Source organism: Sphingomonas melonis (assembly GCF_013409985.1).
Taxonomy (GTDB): Bacteria; Pseudomonadota; Alphaproteobacteria; order Sphingomonadales; family Sphingomonadaceae; genus Sphingomonas; species Sphingomonas melonis_A.
On the sequence record NZ_JACCBY010000002.1, the window covers coordinates 385,034 to 401,583 of the forward strand.

15 protein-coding genes are annotated in these 16,550 nt (G+C 70.1%); 8 read left to right on the top strand and 7 right to left on the bottom strand.

Annotation, left to right across the window (positions count from 1 at the left end; translation table 11 throughout):
* The first annotated feature begins 19 nt into the window (after positions 1-19).
* From HD841_RS08440 to HD841_RS08450, 3 genes are all read left to right on the top strand, one after another.
* The gene (locus tag HD841_RS08440) at positions 20-922 is read left to right on the top strand and encodes an efflux RND transporter periplasmic adaptor subunit (protein WP_179508435.1); all 903 of its coding nucleotides are present in this window, start codon (positions 20-22) and stop codon (positions 920-922) included.
* On the top strand, positions 919-2,337 hold the full coding sequence (locus tag HD841_RS08445; protein ID WP_179508436.1) for an efflux transporter outer membrane subunit: 1,419 nt from the start codon (positions 919-921) through the stop codon (positions 2,335-2,337). The genes HD841_RS08440 and HD841_RS08445 overlap by 4 nt, the downstream gene beginning before the upstream one ends.
* An 82-nt stretch (positions 2,338-2,419) precedes the next feature.
* Positions 2,420-3,295, top strand: a complete 876-nt coding sequence (locus HD841_RS08450; protein ID WP_179508437.1) for an SDR family oxidoreductase — start codon at positions 2,420-2,422, stop codon at positions 3,293-3,295.
* Between the two features lie 3 nt (positions 3,296-3,298).
* Here the strand turns inward: HD841_RS08450 and HD841_RS08455 are convergent, their stop codons facing one another.
* Complete coding sequence (locus tag HD841_RS08455; RefSeq protein WP_179508438.1) at positions 3,299-4,180, bottom strand: LysR family transcriptional regulator; 882 nt, start codon at positions 4,178-4,180, stop codon at positions 3,299-3,301.
* A 91-nt stretch (positions 4,181-4,271) separates the two neighbouring features.
* On the opposite strand from HD841_RS08455, the gene HD841_RS08460 reads away from it, so the two are divergent.
* From HD841_RS08460 to HD841_RS08480, 5 genes are read left to right on the top strand one after another with little or no spacing between them, the layout of a single operon-like run.
* Entirely contained in the window at positions 4,272-5,441 is a 1,170-nt protein-coding gene (locus tag HD841_RS08460; protein WP_179508439.1) for an isovaleryl-CoA dehydrogenase, read from the top strand.
* Positions 5,438-7,033 carry a carboxyl transferase domain-containing protein gene (locus HD841_RS08465; protein ID WP_179508440.1) on the top strand — a complete coding sequence of 532 codons (1,596 nt, stop codon included), beginning with the start codon at positions 5,438-5,440 and terminating at the stop codon, positions 7,031-7,033. Before HD841_RS08460 ends, HD841_RS08465 begins: the two co-directional genes overlap by 4 nt.
* A 5-nt stretch (positions 7,034-7,038) precedes the next feature.
* A complete protein-coding gene (locus tag HD841_RS08470; protein WP_179508441.1) occupies positions 7,039-8,886 on the top strand; it encodes an acetyl/propionyl/methylcrotonyl-CoA carboxylase subunit alpha in 1,848 nt (615 codons plus the stop codon).
* Positions 8,886-9,338, top strand: a complete 453-nt coding sequence (locus HD841_RS08475) for a MaoC family dehydratase (RefSeq protein WP_179508442.1) — start codon at positions 8,886-8,888, stop codon at positions 9,336-9,338. The genes HD841_RS08470 and HD841_RS08475 overlap by 1 nt, the downstream gene beginning before the upstream one ends.
* Complete coding sequence (locus HD841_RS08480; RefSeq protein WP_179508443.1) at positions 9,335-10,195, top strand: HpcH/HpaI aldolase/citrate lyase family protein; 861 nt, start codon at positions 9,335-9,337, stop codon at positions 10,193-10,195. The genes HD841_RS08475 and HD841_RS08480 overlap by 4 nt, the downstream gene beginning before the upstream one ends.
* Here the strand turns inward: HD841_RS08480 and HD841_RS08485 are convergent.
* The 6 genes from HD841_RS08485 to HD841_RS08510 all read right to left on the bottom strand — a co-directional run bounded on the left by HD841_RS08485 (position 10,183) and on the right by HD841_RS08510 (position 16,497).
* On the bottom strand, positions 10,183-10,581 hold the full coding sequence (locus tag HD841_RS08485; RefSeq protein WP_179508444.1) for a (R)-mandelonitrile lyase: 399 nt from the start codon (positions 10,579-10,581) through the stop codon (positions 10,183-10,185). The genes HD841_RS08480 and HD841_RS08485 overlap by 13 nt on opposite strands.
* Positions 10,582-10,964: 383 nt before the next feature.
* Positions 10,965-13,190, bottom strand: a complete 2,226-nt coding sequence (locus HD841_RS08490) for a TonB-dependent receptor domain-containing protein (protein WP_257015426.1) — start codon at positions 13,188-13,190, stop codon at positions 10,965-10,967.
* 112 nt (positions 13,191-13,302) lie between these two features.
* Positions 13,303-14,256 (bottom strand): FecR family protein, encoded by a 954-nt coding sequence (locus tag HD841_RS08495; protein ID WP_373562966.1) that lies wholly within the window; start codon positions 14,254-14,256, stop codon positions 13,303-13,305.
* Entirely contained in the window at positions 14,253-14,804 is a 552-nt protein-coding gene (locus tag HD841_RS08500; RefSeq protein WP_179508446.1) for an RNA polymerase sigma factor, read from the bottom strand. The genes HD841_RS08495 and HD841_RS08500 overlap by 4 nt, the downstream gene beginning before the upstream one ends.
* 18 nt (positions 14,805-14,822) lie before the next feature.
* Positions 14,823-15,635 carry a ChbG/HpnK family deacetylase gene (locus HD841_RS08505; RefSeq protein ID WP_373562967.1) on the bottom strand — a complete coding sequence of 271 codons (813 nt, stop codon included), beginning with the start codon at positions 15,633-15,635 and terminating at the stop codon, positions 14,823-14,825.
* A complete protein-coding gene (locus HD841_RS08510) occupies positions 15,619-16,497 on the bottom strand; it encodes a glycosyltransferase (protein ID WP_257015371.1) in 879 nt (292 codons plus the stop codon). Before HD841_RS08510 ends, HD841_RS08505 begins: the two co-directional genes overlap by 17 nt.
* Positions 16,498-16,550 lie beyond the last annotated feature (53 nt).

The window sequence follows — 16,550 nt, forward strand, 5'->3', positions numbered from 1 at the left end:
AGGTTCGGCTGGAAAGCTCATGATCCCACATCCTTCCCTGCGCGTCGTCCTGCGGATCGGCGTCACCCTCGCCGTCGTGCTGCTGGCGGTGGTCGCCGGCCGCCGCCTCTGGGCGCATTACGAGACCGAGCCGTGGACGCGCGACGGCCGCGTGCGCGCCGATATCGTTCAGGTCGCGCCCGACGTGTCCGGCCTCGTCACCGACGTGCTGGTCCGCGACAACCAGCCGGTCGCCGCCGGCACGCCGCTGTTCCGCGTCGACCGGCCGCGCTACCGACTGGCGGTGGCGCAGGCCGAGGCGGCGGTCGCGGCGCAGCGCGTGCAGCTCGCCCAGGCGCGGCGCGAGGCGCAGCGCAACCGCACGCTCGGCGATCTCGTCGCCGGCGAGGTGCGCGAACAGGGCGACGCCAGGGTGGCGCAGCTCGCCACCGCTCTTTCGCAGGCGCAGATCGCGCTGGCCACCGCCCGCCTCAACCTCGCCCGGACGGAGGTGCGCGCAAGCGTCGCCGGCACGGTCAGCAACCTCGACCTCAGGCCGGGCGACTATGCCACCGCCGGCCATCCCGAATTCGCGATCATCGACCGCGGCTCGCTGCACATCATCGGCTATTTCGAGGAGACCAAGCTGCCGCGCGTCCATGTCGGCGATCCCGTGCGCGTCCGGCTGATGGGCGACGATCGGGTCATCGCCGGCCATGTCCAGAGCATCGCCGGCGGCATCGAGGATCGCGACCGCAGCGCCGGCGCCAACCTGCTCGCCAACGTCAATCCGACCTTCAGCTGGGTGCGGCTGGCGCAGCGCATCCCGGTGCGGGTGGCGATCGACCGGCTGCCGCGCGGCGAGATGCTCGTCGTCGGCCGGACCGCCACGGTCGAGGTGCTGCCACGCACGCGGCCAGCCGCAGCGGCAGGGCGCGCATGACCCGCCGCCTCGCGCTGCTCGCCGCCGCGCTGCTCGCCGGCTGTACGACCGCCGGCCCGGAGTATCACCGGCCCGCCGCCGCGGTCAGCGAACGGCCGAGCGCCACCGCGCCCTTCGTCGGCGGCAACGAGGCCGCCTTTGCGGCGCTGGCGCCGGTGCCCGATCGCTGGTGGCAGCTCTATCGCGATCCGCTGCTCGACCGCTTGGTGGAACAGGCGCTTGCCGCCAACACCGACCTGCGCGTCGCGACCGCCAATATCGCGCGGGCGCAGGCGTCGCTCGACGTCGCCGAGGAGGGCCGCCGCGTGGCGACGCAAGTGCAGGCGGCGCCGGGCTATGCGCAGCGTTCGGCGGAGGAGGAATTGCGGCCGGGCAGCGCCCTGCCCCGCGCGTTCGTCTATGCGGCGAGCGCCGGCATCTCCTACCAGCTCGACCTCGCCGGGCAGGTGCGCCGCGCGATCGAGGCGGCGGATGCCGATGTTGCGGCGACCCGCGCCGCCTATGACAGCGTCCGCATCACCGTCGCCGCGGACACCACCCGCGCCTATCTCGACGCCTGCGCCTCGGCGCGCGAGATCGCCGTCGCGCAGCGCGCGCTCGACCTGCAGAGCCGGACGACGCGGCTGACGCAGCGGCTGGTCCGCGCCGGGCGCAGCGGCTCGCTCGATGCGACGCGCTCGACGACGCAGGAGGCGCAGGTGCGCGCGACGATGCCCGGCTTGCAGGCGGCGCAGCGACTCGCGCTCTACCGGCTGGCGACGCTGACCGGCCGTCCCCCCGCGGAGTTCGACCGTGCGGTTGCCGCCTGCACCGGCGAGCCGCATCTCGATCGACCGATCCCGATCGGCGACGGCGCGGCGCTGTTGCGGCGACGCCCCGACGTGCGCCGCGCCGAATGGGAGTTGCGCGCCGCGACCGCGCGGATCGGCGTCGCCACCGCCGATCTCTATCCGCGCATCGCGCTCGGTGCGTCGGTGGGCTCGGTCGGCCTTGCCGAGCGGGCGCTGGGCAACGACACGTTCAAATTCTCGCTCGGGCCGCTGATCAGCTGGGAATTCCCCAACCGCTCGCGGGTGCGCGCACGGATCGCCGCGGCGCAGGCGGAGAGCGACGCCGCCTACGCGCGCTTCGACGGCGCGGTGCTGACCGCGCTGCGTGAAACCGAAAGCGGCCTCACCGTCTATGCCCGCGATCTCGACCGGGTGGCGGCGCTGCGCGATGCGAGCCGGCAGGCGGGCAAGGCGGCACGCGACGCCGAGACGCTGTTCCGCGCCGGGCGCACCGGTTTCCTGCCGGTGCTCGATGCGCAGCGCACCGCGATCGGGGCCGAACAGACGCTCGCCGCGGCCGAGAGCCGGCTTGCCGCCGATCAGGTGCAGCTGTTCCTCGCGCTCGGCGGCGGCTGGCAGAGCTGATCGCGCGCCGGAGGGTTTGCGGGCACGGACCGTTCCGCGCCGTGCCTCGTTCCTGCTGCGACACCGCAGACAGGATATCGCCATGACCAACGACCCCCGCACCAGCGCACCGACCCGCTTCCCCGACGAGCCGCAGCAGTCCGCCCCCGGCCGCGAGGACAAGATGCACAACCGGCCCGATCATGGCGAGGAGAGCTATCGCGGCAAGGGGCTGCTCGACGGCAAGGTGGCACTGATCACCGGCGGCGATTCGGGCATCGGCAAGGCGGTGGCGATCGCCTATGCCCGCGAAGGCGCCGATGTCGCCATCTCCTACCTTGCCGAAGAGCAGATCGACGCCGAGGACACCAAGGCATGGGTCGAGAAAGCGGGCAAACGCTGCCTGCTGCTGCCCGGCGACATCCGCACCGTCGCGCATTGCACCGCGCTGGTCGACCAGACGGTGTCGGGACTGGGCAAGCTCGACATCCTCGTCAACAATGCCGCGGCGCAGACGGTGAACGAGGATCTCGACAGCATCGACGACGCCGAAATGGAGGGCGCCTTTGCCGCCAACGTCTTCGCGATGATCCGGCTCGCCAAGGCGGCGGCGCCGCACCTCAAGCCGGGGTCGGCGATCGTCAACACGACGAGCATCCAGGCGAAGACCGCGACCGAGAATATGATCGTCTACGCGACCACCAAGGGGGCGATCTCCAGCCTGACGATCGGCCTGTCCAACCTGCTCGCGCCCAAGGGCATCCGCGTTAATGCGGTCGCGCCGGGGCCGGTGTGGACGCCGATCCAGCCGATCGCCAAGCCGACCGACGAACTGGAGACGCTGGGCGAATCCACCCCGCTCGGCCGCGCCGGCCAGCCGGGCGAACTCGCACCCGCCTATGTACTGCTCGCCTCGGATGAGGGCAGCTACATCACCGGAGCGATTGTGCCGGTGACCGGCGGCATGCCGATGTACTGAGCCTCAGTCCGGCGCGGGCGGCTCGACCGCCCGCGCCAGCGACGCCGCCAGCCAGCCGTGGCGCAGCGCCTCGCCATCGGCATGGGCGGCGAACACCAGCCCGATGTCGCGGCTGAAATCGAAGCCGTCGAGATGCGCCAGCACGACGCCGGCTTCGCGGAACCCCTCCGGCATGACGGTGACGCCAAGGCCGGCACGGACATAGCTCAACGCCTTGTCGTCGCTGGTCGTGCGGGCGGCGAACACCGGCCGGACGCCGCGCGTGGTGAAGAAACGACTGGTCTCCGGCAGCAGCTCGCAGTGGCGGCGGACGATCATCGGGTCGTTGACCAGCTGCTCGGCGCGGATCACCGGCTCGCCGGCGAGCGGATGCGCCTGACCGAGCGCGAGCGCATAGCCTTCGCTGAGCAGCCGCAGCCGCGCCTCGGGCGGGTCGCCGTCGCGCAGCAGCGTCAGCGCAAGGTCGATGCGGCCGCGCGCGAGCCGTTCGCGCAGGTCGCGCTCCTTGCCCTCCACGATCTCGAGCCGGTCGCCGCCGGGAGCATGGCGCTGGTCGAGCAACACGTGTTCGATCCAGCGCCGCGGCGTCGTGACCAGCACGCCGAGCCGCAGCGTGCGCACCGGCGCCGCTTCCGCCACCGCGCGCTCCGCTTCCGCAAATCCCGCCTCGATCGCCCGTGCCGAAGCGACCAGCCGGGCGCCGGCGTCGGTCAGCGCGACGCGGCGGTTGGTGCGGTCGAACAGGCTGCGGCCGAGCGTCTTCTCCAGCTTGGCGATGCCGACCGACAGCGTCGGCTGCGACACGTTGCACGCAGCGGCGGCACGCGAGAAATTGCCGGTATCGACCACCGACAGGAAATAGCGGAGGTGATAGCGGTCGATCATAGACGCTTTCTATGATGTTCTTGCTCGTCTTTCAATTTTCCACGGGGCGAGCGAACGGGTAAGATGCGGCAAAAGACGGTTGGAGAGAATGATGGCTGAGCTGAACTTCGCCCTCGGCGAAATGGCCGACACGATCCGCGACACGACGCGGCGCTTCGCGCTCGACCGGATCGCGCCGATCGCTGCCGCGGTCGACGCGGAGGACCGCTTCGCGCGCGAATTGTGGCCGGCGATGGGCGAACTCGGCCTGCACGGCATCACCGTCGAAGAGGAATATGGCGGGCTCGGGCTCGGCTATCTCGAACATCTCATCGCCTGCGAGGAGATCAGCCGTTCGTCGGCCGCGATCGGGCTGAGCTATGGCGCGCATTCCAACCTGTGCGTCAACCAGATCCGCCGTTGGGCCAGTCCTGAGCAGAAGGCGAAATATCTGCCAAAGCTGATCTCGGGCGAGCATGTCGGCAGCCTCGCCATGTCGGAGGCGGGCGCGGGATCGGACGTCGTCTCGATGAAGCTGCGCGCCGACAAGGTGGAAGGCGGCTACCGGCTCAACGGCACCAAATTCTGGATCACCAACGCCGCTTATGCCGATACGTTGGTGGTCTACGCCAAGACGATCCCCGACGCGGGATCGAAGGGCATCACCGCCTTCCTGATCGAGAAGGATTTCGCCGGTTTCTCGATCGGGCAGAAGATCGACAAGGTCGGCATGCGCGGCTCGCCGACGGCGGAGCTGGTGTTCGACGATTGCTTCGTCTCGGACGATCAGGTGATGGGGCCGCTCAACGGCGGCGTGAAGGTGCTGATGTCGGGGCTCGATTACGAGCGCGTCGTGCTGTCGGGCATCCAGCTCGGCATCATGCAGGCCTGCCTCGACGTCGTCCTGCCCTATGTCCGCGAGCGCCGGCAGTTCGGCCGGCCGATCGGCGAGTTCCAGCTGATGCAGGCCAAGGTCGCCGACATGTATGTCGCGCTCAATTCGGCGCGGGCCTATGTCTATGCCGTCGCCAAGGCGTGCGACGCGGGCCAGACGACGCGGTTCGACGCCGCGGGATGCATCCTGCTTGCCTCGGAGAGCGCGGTGAAGGTCGCCGGCGAGGCGATCCAGGCGCTGGGCGGCGCCGGCTATACCAAGGACTGGCCGGTCGAACGCTATTGGCGCGACGCCAAATTGCTCGACATCGGCGCCGGCACCAACGAGGTGCGCCGCATGCTGATCGGCCGCGAGCTGATCGGCCATGACGCGCCGCGCGCGCAATGACGGTGCTGCGTACCGCGATCGACGCGGCCTCCACCGATTTCGCCGCCAACGACGCGCACAACCGCGCGCTCGCCGCAACGCTGCGCGAGACGGTCGCAACCAGCGCGCTCGGCGGCTCGGAGCAGCATCGCGCGCGCCACGTCGCGCGCGGCAAACTGCTGCCCCGCGACCGCGTCGAGCGGCTGCTCGATCCCGGCTCGCCGTTCCTCGGAGTGGGCGCGCTGGCGGCGAATGGCATGTATGGCGGCGATGCCCCCGGTGCGGGCATGATCGCCGGCATCGGCCGCGTCTCGGGACGCGAATGCCTCATCATCGCGAACGATCCGACGGTGAAGGGCGGCGCCTATTTCCCGATGACGGTGAAGAAGCACCTGCGCGCGCAGGAGATTGCGCGCGAGAACCGGTTGCCGTGCATCTATCTCGTCGATTCGGGCGGCGCCAACCTGCCGCATCAGGCGGAGGTCTTCCCCGACCGCGATCATTTCGGCCGCATCTTCTTCAATCAGGCGCAAATGTCGGCGGAGGGGATCGCGCAGATCGCCTGCGTGATGGGCAGTTGCACCGCGGGCGGCGCCTATGTCCCCGCCATGTCCGACGAGACCGTCATCGTCCGCAACCAAGGGACGATCTTCCTCGCCGGCCCGCCGCTGGTCAAGGCGGCGACCGGCGAGGTCATCTCCGCGGAGGAACTCGGCGGCGCGGACACGCATGCGCGCAAGTCGGGCGTCGTCGATCATGTCGCCGAGAATGACGAGCATGCTTTGCTGATCGTCCGCGACATCGTCGCGACGCTCAACCGGCCCAAGGCGGTCGATATCGAGATCGCCGCGCCGCGCCCGCCGAAGCTCGACCCGCAGGAGCTGTACGGCATCGTGCCGCAGGACGTGCGTGCGCCCTATGACGTGCATGAGGTGATCGGCCGGATCGTCGACGGCTCCGACTTCCACGAATTCAAGCCGCTGTACGGCACGACGCTCGTCTGCGGCTTCGCGCGGATCTGGGGCATGCCGGTGGCGATCCTCGCCAACAACGGCGTGCTGTTCTCGGAAAGCGCCTTGAAGGGCGCGCATTTCATTGAGCTCGCCTGCCAGCGGCGGGTGCCGTTGCTGTTCCTCCAGAACATCTCGGGCTTCATGGTCGGTGGGAAGTATGAGGCGGAAGGCATTGCGAAGAACGGCGCCAAGCTGGTGACCGCGGTCGCCACCGCCTCGGTGCCCAAGATCACCGTGCTGATCGGCGGCAGCTTCGGCGCGGGCAATTACGGCATGTGCGGGCGCGCCTATTCCCCGCGCTTCCTGTTCAGCTGGCCCAATGCCCGCATCTCGGTGATGGGCGGCGAACAGGCGGCGAGCGTACTCGCCACCGTGCATCGCGACGCCGACGGCTGGACGCCCGAACAGGCGGAGGCGTTCAAGGCGCCGATCCGCCAGAAATACGAGGACGAGGGCAACCCCTATTACGCCACCGCACGGCTGTGGGACGATGGCATCATCGATCCCGTCCAGACCCGCGACGTGCTCGGCCTCGCCTTCTCCGCGGCGCTCAACGCGCCGATCCCCCAGTCGCCGTCCTTCGGCGTGTTCCGGATGTGATGGCCATGATCGAGAGCCTGCTCATCGCCAATCGGGGCGAAATCGCCCGCCGTATCATCCGCACCGCGCGGCGGCTCGGCATCCGCACGATCGCGGTCCATTCCGACGTCGATTCCGCCATGCCCTTCGTCCGCGAGGCGGATGCGGCGGTGTGCATCGGCACCGCGCTCGCCGCCGACAGCTATCTGCGACAGGATCGCATCCTCACCGCCGCGCGCGAGACGGGGGCGGAGGCGATCCACCCCGGCTACGGCTTTCTGTCGGAGAACGCGGAATTCGCCGAGGCGGTGGTGGACGCCGGCCTGATCTGGGTCGGCGCGCCGCCCGCCAGCATCCGCGCGATGGGCCTCAAGGATGCCGCCAAGGAACGGATGATCGCCGCTGGCGTCCCGGTGACGCCGGGCTATCTCGGTGCCGACCAGTCGCCCGACCGCTTGCAGGCGGAGGCCGACGCGATCGGCTATCCGGTCCTCATCAAGGCGGTCGCCGGTGGCGGCGGCAAGGGCATGCGCAAGGTCGATGCGCGCGAGGATTTCGCCGAACTGCTCGCCAGTTGCCAGCGCGAGGCGGCCGCTTCGTTCGGCAACACGCAGGTGCTGATCGAGAAATACATCCTCTCGCCCCGCCATATCGAGGTGCAGGTGTTCGGCGATACGCACGGGCAGGTCGTCCATCTGTTCGAGCGCGATTGCTCGCTTCAGCGCCGCCACCAGAAAGTGATCGAGGAGGCCCCTGCCCCCGGCATGGACGCCGCGACGCGCGCCGCGGTCTGCGACGCGGCGGTGCGCGCCGCCAAGGCGGTCGACTATGTCGGTGCCGGCACGATCGAGTTCATCGCCGACGGCTCGGACGGGCTGCGCGCGAACCGCATCTGGTTCATGGAGATGAACACGCGGTTGCAGGTCGAGCATCCCGTCACCGAGGCGATCACCGGGCAGGATCTGGTCGAATGGCAGCTCCGCGTCGCCTCGGGCGAACCGCTGCCGCGCCGGCAGGACGAACTGTCGATCCACGGCTGGGCGATGGAGGCGCGGCTCTATGCGGAGAATCCCGCCAGCGGCTTCCTGCCCTCGACCGGGCCGCTCGACCGGCTGCGCTTCCCCGCCGATGTCCGCGTCGACAGCGGCGTCGAGGAAGGCGGCGCGGTGACGCCCTTCTACGACCCGATGATCGCCAAGCTGATCGTCCTTGGCGGTTCGCGGCGAGAGGCGGCGGCGAAGCTCGCCGCGGCGGCGCGCGGCACGCAGGTCTGGCCGGTGAGGACCAACGCCGCCTTCCTCGCCCGCGCGGCGGCGCATCCCGACTTCGTCGCGGGGCGCGTCGATACCGGCTTCATCGAACGCCATGCCGCCGACCTGATCCCGGCGGCGGAGCCTTCCCCCGCCATACTGGATGCGGCGGCGGCGGCATTGCTGCCGGCGGGTGACGATCCATGGGTGGCACTGCGCGGCTTCCGCGCCAATCGCGCGGCGGCGACGGCGATCGACGTCGAGGTCGGCGGCAAGCCCTATCGCGTCGAACATCCCGCCGCCGGCGGCATCGTCGCGGACGGCGTGCTGTTCCTCGACGGCGAGGCATGGCCGTTCGGCGCGCCGCGCGCCGATGCGATCGCCGGCGGTGGCGAAGGCGATGGCGCGATCCTCTCGCCGATGCCGGGTCGCGTCATCGCGGTGATGGTCGCCGCCGGGCAGCGCGTCACCCGCGGCGAGCGGCTGCTGGTGCTCGAAGCGATGAAGATGGAACAGGCGCTGATCGCGCCGTTCGACGGCGTGGTGGCGGAGCTGAAGGTCGTCGAGGGCGCGCAGGTGCCAGAGGGCACGTTGCTCGCCCGGATCGCAGCGGAGGAACTCTGATGGCAGGACGCAGCTTCGACGCATGGCAGGTCGGCGACCGCATCGTCCACGACATCCGCCGCACCGTTACCGAGACCGACAATCTGCTGTTCTCGACGATGACGCACAATCCGCAGCCGCTCCACCTCGACGCCGAAGCGGCGCGCGCGAGCGAGTTCGGTCAGATCCTCGTCAACGGCACCTTCACCTTCGCGCTGATGGTCGGCCTGTCGGTCGGCGATACGACGCTCGGCACGTTGGTCGCCAATCTCGGCTACGACAAATTGGTGATGCCCAAGCCGGTGTTCCTCGGCGATACCCTGCGCGCCGAAACCGAGGTGGTCGACCTGAAGGACAGTCGCTCGAGGCCCGATGCGGGCATCGTCACCTTCGCGCACCGGATGCTCAACCAGCGCGACGAGATCGTCTGCCAATGCCTGCGCACCGCCCTGCTCAAGCGATCGGCGGCATGAGGCTGCGCTCGCTGCTGTTCGTGCCGGGCGACCGGCCGGAGCGGTTCGACAAGGCCGCGGCGAGCGGTGCCGACGCGTTGATCCTCGACCTCGAGGATTCGGTGACGATCGCCGCCAAGCCGGCCGCGCGCGCGGCGGTGGCGGCCCGGCTGCGCGCGCCACGGGGGTCGGTGCGGCTGTTCGTGCGGGTCAATCCGCTCGACACGGCGCTATGCGCGGAGGATCTTGCCGCGCTGCATGGCTTGACGATCGATGCGATCGTACTGCCCAAGGCAGAGGGGGCGCCGAGCGTCCGCGATCTCGCGCAGCGCTTGTCCGCCGCCGCCATCGCCGCGCCGATCCTGCCGATCGCGACCGAGACGCCCGCCGCGATCTTCGCGCTCGGCAGCTATGCCGCAGCGGGCGTGCCGCTCGCCGGCCTGACCTGGGGGGCGGAGGATCTGCCGGCGGCGATCGGCGCGGCGACCAGCCGCGAGGACGATGGCCGCTACACGCCGCCATATGAGCTGACGCGGTCGCTGACGCTCTTCGCCGCGCATGCCGCCGGGGTGGCGGCGATCGATACCGTCTACCCCGCCTTCCGCGACCTCGACGGGCTTGCTGCGTATGCGCGGCGCGCCGCGCGCGACGGCTTCACCGGCATGATGGCGATCCACCCGACGCAGGTCGCCGCGATCAATGCCGCCTTCACCCCGAGCGCCGAGCAGGTCGCGGCGGCGCAGCGGATCGTCGCCGCCTTCGCCGCTTCGCCCGGTGCAGGCGCGTTGCAGGTCGACGGCCGGATGGTCGACGCCCCCCACCTCAAACAGGCGCGTCGCCTGCTCGACCGTGTCGGCGAGGACGATCAGCCGCGATAGGCGTCGTCGCTGACCGGCTCGAGCCAGGTCACCATCGCGCCGTCGACGCTTTCGGTGATCGCGATATGGCTCATGCCGGTGTCGGCGGTGGCGCCGTGCCAGTGACGCTCGCCCGCGTCGAAGACCACGGTATCGCCGGGATGGATCACCTCGCGCGGGCCGCCCTCGCGCTGCGCCCAGCCTTTACCGGCGGTGACGATGATCGTCTGTCCGGCGGGATGGGTGTGCCAGACGGTGCGGGCGCCGGGTGCGAAGGTGACCAGCGCCGTCCCGACCCGGCCGGGGGGATTGGCCGCCACCACATTGTCGAGGCGGACGTCACCGGTGAAATAGTCGGGCGTGCGGCCGGTCTGCGACGGCGCCACGGCGTTGCGGGTGATCTTCATCGTCGTATCTCCTGTCGCGTCCTAGGCTAGATCGACATTCAGCCCAATGCCTCCCCCGGCGGGCACGGCGATCACATATGGCTTGGATAGTGAGGTTCGATTACTTTCCTCATCATACCCGTCACCACGGACTTGTTCCAGGGTCCACCCAGCCGCAAGAGAATGGTGTTAAGTCAGGCGCTTCTCCCCGCCGCAGAGTGGACCCCGGAACAAGTCCGGGGTGACGGGGCGGAGTTAAAAGGCGACCAGCTCAAACACACGTTTCTATGCGATAGCCCTGCCTGCCAGCGGGAGGAGTCCCGAATGACGATCCTTCCCAACGCCCCAGCGTCATCGAAGGACCTATAGCGCTGCGTTGATCGCACGATGATCACCGCTCATCCTCACCACGCCGCAGCAAGGCCGACCCGCAGGTTGCGCGGGCGCAGCGGCGTCACCTGGTTGCGCGCCGGGAGGCCGAACGGGTTGCCGAAGGCAAAGCGGTTCGCCGCCGCATCGGTGAGATTGTCGAGGCCGAGCGTCAGGTCGAGGTTGCGCCAGCGCAGCCCCGCCGAGGCGCCGAGCGTCGCGTAATTGCCCTGGCTGACGTCGAGCAGATCGCCAGTGCCCAGCACGGATCGACCGACATAGTCGAGCGTCACCCCGATCCGTGGCGCCATTGCCCCTTGCACCCAATCATAGGCCAGCGCGGCATGGCCGGCGAAGGGCGGCGTCTCGGGCAGCCGGCGGTTGTCCTCGCGCGACTGGTCGGCGATGCGGCCGCGCACGCGATTGTAGGTGTAGAGCGCCGATCCCGCGAGGCTCAGCCCGGCGACTGGCACCCAGTCGAACGATGCCTCCAGCGTCTGGATATTGGCATTGCCGAGGTTGGTGGTGAACGGCTGCCCCCGCCGGTTGAGCAGATCGGCCTGGATGCCGCGCCAGTGCGCGGTCGAGGCGCTCATCGACACGCCGAGCCCGGTGGTGCCACTGCGCAGCCGGCGCATGCCGAACTCGCCGACATCGATCGAATCGGCCTGGTAGTTGGCGACGCGCCCGATCCCCTGCGCCACCGCGAGGCCTCCGGTGCGGAAGCCGGTCTGGTAGCGGGCGAACAGCGCAAGCCGCGGGGCGAGCCGATAGGACATCGCCAGCGTCGGATCGACCCGCTGCGTCGAGCGCCCCCTGATATAGGCGTTGGGCCGCCGCGTCGCCGAAGGCTCGCCATCGATGCGCGCGGTGGTGAAGCGGCTGCCGAGCGTGACCGACCAATCGGGTGTGAGCACCAGCGTCGTCTCCCCGAACGCCGAGGCAGCGCGGGTGAGGTTGGTGACGCCGACGATATCGACCGGGTTGCCGGTCAGGCCCAGCGTGCGCGACAGCGCCGACCGGTCGCTGACCAGCGTGAATCCCGCCAGCCAGGCATGACCCGCAGGCGTGGTGCGCGACAGTCGCATCTCATGCGACAGCAGCAGCTTGTCGTTGGTGACGCCATAGGCGAGCGGTCGCCGGATCGGAGGGGGCGTCGCGTCGAAGACCTCGCTGGTCCGGTAATCGGCTACCCCGGTCGCCGAGACGAGCCGCAGGCCGCTGTCCCAGTCCTTGGCGACGACGATCCGCCCGAACAGGAAGCGATCCGCAAACGGCTGGGCGATGCGGCTGCTGCGCCGATAGGGACCGTCGGAGATCTCGGCATATTGGCCGTCGGCCGCGCGGATATGCTGCGCGACGGCGCTGGTGTCGATCCGCCAGCCATCCCCCGGCTCGGCCCGCAGCGCGGCCCGCGCACCCGCCGTCGTGACGCGATTGACCGCGCGGCCGCGCGCGGGATCGTCGATATAGCCGCCATCGCGGACGACATAGCCGACGCCGCGCAGCGCCAGCCGGTCGTCGCGCAGCGGCGCGTTGATCATCGCCGACAGATCGTATCCCGCGGCCCCGCCCTGCGTGGCGACCAGGCCGCCGCCGATCGACGCGGCGATCCGGTCGAGCGCGGGCGCGTTGGAGGTCAGCCGCAGCACGCCCCCGATCGCGCCGGCGCCGTAGAGCGTGCCCTGCGGCCCCTCCATCACCTCGACCGCCTGCATGTCGTACAGCCGCAGGCCGGGATCGGGGCCCGAGGCGTTGAGCTGCACGTCGTCGAGATAGACGCTGGCGGTCGATTGCGTGGTGCCGTTGAAGCTGCTGTCGGCGATGCCGCGAATGAACACCTTGTTGCGCCCTGGCCCGAGCTGCGTGCTCTGGAGGATCGGTACCGAGCGGGTGAGGTCGCTGATCGCACCGGTCGCGCCATTGGGCTGCGCCGTCGTGGCGACGAGGGTGAGGCTGCCGGGATAGCGCAGCAGCGGCACGCGCTGCTTGCTCGCGGTGACGACGATATCGGCGGGCACCTCCACTGTCGGTACCGGGATGCGACGCGGCGTCGCCCCGCGCGGCTGGCGCACCGGCCGCGGCGCGGCGACGATCCGATAGGTGCCGCCCGGCCCCGCCATCGCGCGATAGCCGCTATCGGCGAGCAGCCGTTGCAGCGCCTGCCCCACCGTCATCCTGCCGCGCACCGGGCGGCTGTGGACCGCATGCAGGCCGCGCTCGGTGCTGACGATCTCCACCCCGCTGCTGCGCGCGAGCATCAGCAATGCGGCATCAAGCGTGGTCGCCGGTATGGCGACCGCGGTCAGAGGATCGCGCGCAATCGCCGTCGAGGGCAGGCAGACGGTGGCTGCGAGGGCGACGGTAACAAGCTCAAGGCGCCGCGGTACCGCGCTCCGCCAACACCCAGCCTTCGCCATTACGCCGCCATGTCGCCCCGATCAGATCGGCCAGATGCGGTACGTCGCGATCGGCAGCTCCTGTGAGATGGATCATGCCGGTAAACGGGCGACGCGACAAGTCGCCAACGATCCGCAGCTCGACGCCGAGCAAGCGGCGCAGGCTCGCCGCCACCTCGCCGACCGGGATGCCCTCGAAGCTGAGATTGCCGCTGCGCCAGCTGCCCACCGCCGCGGTCGGCAGCGTGCTGCGGACGATGCGGCGATCACGTCCCGCCATCGTCACCATCTCGCCGGCGCCGAGCCGCAGCCTGGCGCCCGCCGGCTGGAAGAGCACCGATCCGTCCGCCACCGCGACCGACAGCCGCGCGTCGGTGTGCAGTACGTCGAACGTCGTGCCGACGTCGCGGATCACCTGATCGCCCGCGCGCAGCTCGAACGGATGCGCGGCATCATGGACGACGTGGAACACCGCCTCGCCGCGATCGAGCGCCACGCGGCGCGGATCGTCGCCGCTTACGCGCAGCAGGCTGCCGCCGCTGAGCGCGATCTGTGTGCCGTCGCCGAGCCGCACGTCGCGCCGCTCGCCGTTGCGCGTCGCATAGACCTGATCGGTCGGCTGCGGCGCCAGCGTCATCGGCGCCAGCCAGACCGCCAGCGCCGCCGCGATCGCGCCGCCGCCGGCATATCGCCACCAGCGCGCGGGCGAAGGCCGATCGTCGTTCGCCGCCACCGGCACCGGCACCGGATCGGGAAAGCGGACCTCCGCAACCAGCCGATCGCGCTGCGCCACCGCATCATAGGCGCGTGCATGCGCCGGCGTTTCGAGCCAGGCGACGAAGCCTTCCCAATCCGCGGCCGCCATATGATCCTGGCGCAGATGCCAGGCGATCGCCTGGTCGATGATGTTCGGTGCGTCACGGCTCACAGGCGATGCCCCCTTCCATCATCATGACGATACGCCACCGGCATATCCGCAGCGATTTGATCGGCCCGCGCATGAATAATCCGGTAAGCACGCTGCAACAGCTTCTCGACCCCGCTGACACTGATCCCCAATTGCTCGGCAATGACGCGTTGCGGCGTGTTTTCAAGGCGATAGAGGCGCAGCGCGGTGGACATCCGCTCAGGCATGTCGGCGATCGCCGCCTCGATCGCGCGCAGTTCGTCGCGCACCGCCAGCGTCCGTTCGGCATCGGGCAGATCGTCGGCGGTCGGCTGGTCCTCCAGCCAGGCCGCCTCGCGGGCGCCGCGGCGGGCGGCGGCGATCCGCCGGTCGGTGGCGAGGTTGTTCGCGACACGGTACAGGAAGGCCGCCGGCTGCGCGATCGGCTGATCGGCGAGCTGGTCGATCCGCAGCCACATGTCCTGCAGCGCATCCTCCGCATCGTCGCGGCTGCCGAGCCGCGCGGTTAACAGCCGCGACAGCATCGGACGCTGCTCGAGGAAAATGGCGCGAAGTCCGCCGTCGGCCAATCTGCGTCCGCGCTCCCGTCAGGCTGGAAACGCCAGCCCTTCCGCCGCCGCCATGTCGGCTATCGAGCATTTCCGCAAGAGTTCCGCTTCGCGCGGCCGCGCCTCGGCGATCGCGTCGCCGGCCCGTTTGCCCGCGCCCGGATGGCACATGACGAGATGCATGCCCGCCGCCCGGCGCAGGAAGCGCGGGAACACGCGCTTATAGTCTGTCGCGAAATCATAATGACCCGCGAAGCTGTCGTTGCAACGCAGGCGATAGCGCGCCGCCGCCCGGCGCAGCCCGCGCGAATGATAGGCGCTGCCGATCGCCTTGCCGACGAACGGCCGCGCCAGCATTGCGTCGACGCGGTCGGTACAGTCGCGCACCCAGGCATCGGGCGCGCGGCGCGCCGTCTCGAACAGCACGATATCGCGGATGCCGGGCAAGGCGTGTGAATGCTGGTGGCCATCGACGAAATCGGGCGCGCGGCCCATCGCTGCGGCGAAGGCGTCGAACTGTGCCGCCACCTCGGCGGCGATCTCCTCCAGCGGCAACTGCCGGCGTGCGGCGCTGCGGGTGAGCGGATCGATCTCGGGCAGCCGCTGGTCGGGGGCGAACAGCGGCATGTCGGTGATCGGCCGTTCCTGCGTCAGCGTCAGGTGCAGGCCGATCGAGACATGCGCGGGCAGATCGCGCAGCAACGCCGCATCCTCCGCCCAGCCGGGCATCAGCGTCATGCAGCTGGTGGCGTTGAGCTTGCCGGTGGCGGCCAGCTCGGCGATCGTCTCGCTGACCGCCCGCGAATAGGCGAAATCGTCGGCACACAGGACGAGGTTACGCAAGCGCCGCACCCCCGACATCCTGATAGGCGCGCTCGCGCATCTGGACGCTGAGCAGCTTGCGACGCTGCAACCGGCGAGCGAGGAAGCGATAGAAGAACCAGCTGCCCGCCCAGGGTGCAGTGGCCGAATAGACCAGCCGTTCGAACAGCGTCCAGCGGATCGACTCGCGGTCGCGCTCGCGCGGCGAGGGCATGCACCACAGATCCTGCGAATAGAGCATCCGCCCCTGCGTCATCGTGCGGTGGATGACTTCGTGATCCTCGAGGATGTAGTTCCAGATCGTCGCATCGAAGCCGCCGACCGCGCGCAGCGCCTCGACGTCGAAACACTGGCCGGCGCCGCCGGCATGGCATTGCCGGGGCAGCAGCCGCGCCGCCGAGAGGATCTTGCGCGCCTCGGCATCCAGCGCCGCCTGATCGGCGCCGGGCGCGACGAAATAGGCGCCGGCGACGACGCAGCGGTCGCGCCGCAGCAGCCGCTCGGCCTCGGCGAGATAATGCGGCGGGTAGAGCGTATCGGCGTCGCAGGTGGCGACATAGCGGGTGCGCACCCAGCCGAGGCCGGTGCGCAGCGCCGCGACCTTGCCCGGCGTCGTCTCGGTGATGACCAGCGCGTCGAGCCCGTGCGCGCGCACCGCGGCGCGCGCGACATCGGCGCTGCCGTCGGTCGAGCCGTTGTCGACGAGGATCATGATCGCCGGCTCGCTCTGCGCGGCCAGGCTGGCGATCGTCGCGGCGAGATAGTCGCGCTCGTTGAAGAAGGGGATCAGCACCGTCCAGCGCGGCGTCGGCCGCCGATCGAGCCGCCGCGCCGCGATCGAGGACCCCGCCGCGGTACGTGACATCGATTCGTCGTCGTTGATCAGAAACATGATGCCCCCGGCAGACAGATCGGGACGGACGCGGCGGGCTGCGGCGCATGCCG